The organism is Streptomyces sp. NPDC006872, assembly GCF_040635845.1.
Classification (GTDB): Bacteria; Actinomycetota; Actinomycetes; order Streptomycetales; family Streptomycetaceae; genus Streptomyces.
Map to the genome: position 1 here is coordinate 1 of NZ_JBEYIL010000052.1, position 4,052 is coordinate 4,052.

Sequence of the window (4,052 nt, forward strand, 5' to 3'; positions counted from 1 at the left end):
CACATGCACGGCGATGACGGCATCTCCACCTACGTGGGCGGCATCCGCCTCGCCTGCGCCGTCATCGACGAATGCGCCGACACCTGACCCCATTGAGTGGTGTGCATCGTGAATTCGCAGGTCACGGGCCTGGTGTGAGTGACGACTCGGGTACTCGCGCTGGTCCGTGGCCGATGCCCATGGTGTAGATCATCGGGCGGGTCCGGTTCCGGCGGGATGCCGGGTTCGGCTGCGCCCGTGACCGGCCCCCGCCTACGTTCCGTCAGCAGGTCGGCACGCCATGAGACCGTGGGAGGCTGTGGGGATGCAGGAGCGGCAATGGATCACCGCTCGCCGAAGCGAACTGGACGCCCTCGCCGAGCAGTTGACCAAGCAGCTTCAGGAGGGCCAGGTCGAGCGGGACGAACTGGCGATCGCGGAGCGGGTGTTGAAGCGCCTGGCCGAGCAGGCCCAGGCCGGCGCCGGGGCTGTGGCTCCGGTAGCGGCGCAGGTGGCCGGGCGGGCGGTCCTGCTCATCCCGCACCGCAGCGGCGCGGCCGGCGAGGGCGCGCTGCCCGGCGACTACCGCAGGATCCTGGCGATTGTGCGGGAGGCCGACGGCGCGGTGCAGGTCAGGGCGGTCGGCGAGCAGCTGGGCCTGAACACCTCGGTGCGCGGCAAGCTGGAGTCGCTGCGCGCGAAGATGACCAAGCTCGCTGACCGCGGCTGGCTGCACAAACGGCCCGACGGGCGGTTCACCGCACGTCCGTGACTGCGCGGGCGGGGCGTAACTAGCGGGCCCCCGGCGGCAGTTGAGTTTGGTGTGAAGAAAGACAACCACCTCGTGGAGGGCCCTGACGGCCTTGTCTGCACCGCCCGCCTGCCGCTGTCGAGCACCACCCTGAACTACCTCGCCGACCTGATACGCGGCCACCTGAAGAAGATCGGCTCCCGGTGGCGGTCGCTGCCCGCCGGGAAGATCGCCGCCATCGTTCTGGCGGTACTGCGCTGTGACCAGCGGCCGGGCGACCTGGCCGGCGGGAACGGGGTGCACCGCACCGTGAGCCGGTGGGCGCGCGAGGTCGTCGGCATGCTGGCCGCCCGCGCCCCGCGCCTGGAGAGGGCCCTGAAGAAGATCGCCCGAAAGGGCGGCGGAGTGGTCCTGCTGGACGGCTCCCTCATACGCGCCCGCCGTCGCACCGGGGCAGACAACCGCAGCAACTATTCGGGTAAGCATAAATGCCATGGCCTGCTCGTGATCGCGCTCACCGACGACCGCGGCCGACTGGTGTGGATCTCTGCGGTGCGGTGCGGACACACGTCGGAGATCACTGCCTGCCGCTACGACGAACCCACCACCAAACTGCGGGCCGCCGGGCTCGGCACCATCGCTGACCTGGGGTTCGTCGGCCTCGACGATGGTGCTCTGGACGCCGACCCGGCGGTGATCACCGGCTACAAGGCGGCCCGCAACCGTCCCCTGAGCCGTGGCCAGAAGCTGTCCAGCAAGGCACTGGCCGCGGTGCGGGCTCCAGTCGAGCACGGCTTCGCCCATCTCATGAACTGGCGCGTCCTCGGCAAGATCCGCACGAATCCGAGGTGGGCGACCGCTCTGGTGCGCGCCCTGCTGGTGCTGACGAACCGGGAAGTCGCCCGCTGACGGATGATCTTGTCGGTGGACTGCTACCCCGGACCTGCCCGAGCCTCCCGATGCCTACGCACACCAGCCCGACTGACGTGCAGTCTTCACGATGCACCGTGGTCAATTGGTAAAGGCTAGAATTAGGGCCATCGGCAGGGGCGGGGCGGCGCGGCGCGCGCCAGGGTGACGGGAGCACCACTTGCAGGCCAAGATCATCGTTGGCGGGGTCGACGACGACCGGTCCGTAACTTCTCTCTACCGCTGGTTGATTCATGACCAGGAAGTGGTGAATCACGCACAGATCTCACTTATTCCTGCGCGGGAGAAAATCGGGGAAATGGGCGTCGCGTTTGAGGTGATCAACGCGGTCTTTAATAGTGGGATTGCACTCGGCAACCTGGCTCTGGCCTGCGCCGCGTGGCGCGGCTCTCGTCCGTCGGCACCTGTCGTTCGTATTGAGCGAGGTGGGATGACGATTACTGTCGAGGATGACTCGGACGCGATGCGGCGCATCATTGACGTACTGGGTCAGCCTGAGCCAGAAACCGCGAGGGGCGGAGAGGAGCAACCGTAGATATGGGAATCCTTCCTGATCCAGATTCCTCTCAGGTGGTCCTCCTCGGCGTGCATTCCTACGACCAATTGGCGGACCTACCTGCCGTTTCCAACAATCTCGTCAGGTTGGCGGACGTGCTCTGCGACGAAGCGGTATGGGGGCTTCCCTCGTCGAATTGCACTATTGTGTCCCAGCCTCGAAGTGTCCAAGACGCGCTGGACCCGCTCATCCATGCGGCTCGGCGTGCCAGTGACACTTTAGTGGTGTATTACGCCGGGCACGGAATCCTCGATCCCGACACCGACGAGTTGTACTTGGCTCTGGAGGGCTCGAACAAAGAGCGGCTATACACGGCCTTGCCATACGAGTGGCTCCGGCGGGCAGTGCTGGATCCGCTCGTGAGCGCAAGACGCAAGGTGGTGATTCTTGACTGCTGCTATAGCGGGCGGGCCCTGACGGGCAGCATGAGCGGCACCGATCAGGTCGGTGACCATGCCCTTATCGAGGGGACGTACTTGTTGACGGCCTCGGCGGAGACGCGCGCAGCCGTGGCGCCGCCGGGCGACACGTTCACCGCGTTCACTGGCGAACTAGTCACCACCCTGGCCGAGGGGATTGCGGGCGGGCCAGCCGTACTTGACATGGATACCCTATATCGGCACCTGCATAGTCAACTGGCGGCCAAATCCCGGCCACTCCCTCAGCAGCGCAACCGCAACACCGGCGCGCAAATCGCGTTGGCGCGCAACCGGTCCTTCGCAGCGGAGGATCCCCCTCTCAAATCATCGCGAGGGGTTAGCTATGCGAAACTTGAGCAACTCCTGGTGCAGCAGAAATGGTTGGAAGCAGACCAGGAAACGGCAGACAAATTCTTAGAGGTCTGCGGCAAGGATGTCCTTGAAGGAGCGGACATCCTCAGCTTCTCCTGCGAAGACCTGAAGATCATGGACCGTCTTTGGGTGGCCCACAGCGACGGCCAATTCGGGTTCAGTGTGCAGGCAAGGTTATGGCTGGACCTGGGGCCCCAGCGCGCACCGACTTTCGACGATGACGGCAAGGTCGACCCTCGCGGGGTCGAGGAGTTCCAGGACCGGAACAACCGCTTTGCCGAAGTCATCGGTTGGAGCCGTCAAGGTGAATGGCAGTACCAGGACGGCGGTATGAATCTTACCTATAATCTCTCTGCGCCTGTGGGGCACCTTCCGGGTGCGCTCGTGCCGACGGAGCTGAACATCGGCGAAGGCGAGAAGGCGGTCGGTGGAATGTGGTGGGTTGGGTTCTTGTTCAACGCCATTTACGGACGCGTTGTTGACTGCGGCCTCGTGCGTCCGCAGCGACCTTCAGTGTGATTCTCTGCTTGCCAGACATGCCCCGGTCACCGGGCTGGGGCTTCGCCCTTTTGGAGCTACCTTCGCGATTTTCGGCTCGCCTACGGGAAGGGCGTGCCGGAACGCCTGCGGGATGGCTGGGGTCTTGTCCCCGTAGAAAGGACACCCCATGTCCCGCCCCAAGCTGCCCTACGTCTCCTGGCGTACCTGCCGCATCTCCGCCGGATGCATCACCGCCACCGCCCTCGCGGCCTCAATGAGACCTGTGCAACATGAAGTACGCAGGTCACGGGTCTGGTGTGCGCGGCGGGCGGGCGGAGTATTCGCGCTGGTCGTCGGCGGGAGTCCATGGTGAAGATCGTCTGACCTGTCGGCCGGGCCGTTGTCGGGTTCTGCTGCGCCGACCGCCGTGCCCCTCCTACGATCCCTGACCGGGCCGGTGCCGGGAGAGCGCGGGGAGGGCGTGGGGATGCTGGAGCTGGAGCGGATCACGGCTCGCCGGAATGAACTGGACACGCTCGCCGATGAGTTGGCCAAGCAGCTGGCG

4 protein-coding genes are annotated in these 4,052 nt (G+C 65.5%); all 4 read left to right on the plus strand.

Features of this window, described 5'->3' with window-relative positions:
• Window positions 1-304 precede the first annotated feature (304 nt).
• The 4 genes from ABZ725_RS52435 to ABZ725_RS52450 all read left to right on the plus strand — a co-directional run bounded on the left by ABZ725_RS52435 (window position 305) and on the right by ABZ725_RS52450 (window position 3,526).
• Window positions 305-751: a hypothetical protein gene (locus ABZ725_RS52435; protein WP_358809459.1), complete on the plus strand. Its 447-nt coding sequence runs from the start codon at window positions 305-307 to the stop codon at window positions 749-751.
• A gap of 51 nt (window positions 752-802) precedes the next feature.
• On the plus strand, window positions 803-1,639 hold the full coding sequence (locus ABZ725_RS52440) for a transposase family protein (RefSeq protein WP_358809460.1): 837 nt from the start codon (window positions 803-805) through the stop codon (window positions 1,637-1,639).
• A 181-nt stretch (window positions 1,640-1,820) separates the two neighbouring features.
• The gene (locus ABZ725_RS52445; protein ID WP_358809461.1) at window positions 1,821-2,195 is read left to right on the plus strand and encodes a hypothetical protein; all 375 of its coding nucleotides are present in this window, start codon (window positions 1,821-1,823) and stop codon (window positions 2,193-2,195) included.
• Between the two features lie 2 nt (window positions 2,196-2,197).
• Window positions 2,198-3,526 carry a GUN4 domain-containing protein gene (locus ABZ725_RS52450; RefSeq protein WP_358809462.1) on the plus strand — a complete coding sequence of 443 codons (1,329 nt, stop codon included), beginning with the start codon at window positions 2,198-2,200 and terminating at the stop codon, window positions 3,524-3,526.
• The last annotated feature ends 526 nt before the right edge of the window (window positions 3,527-4,052 follow it).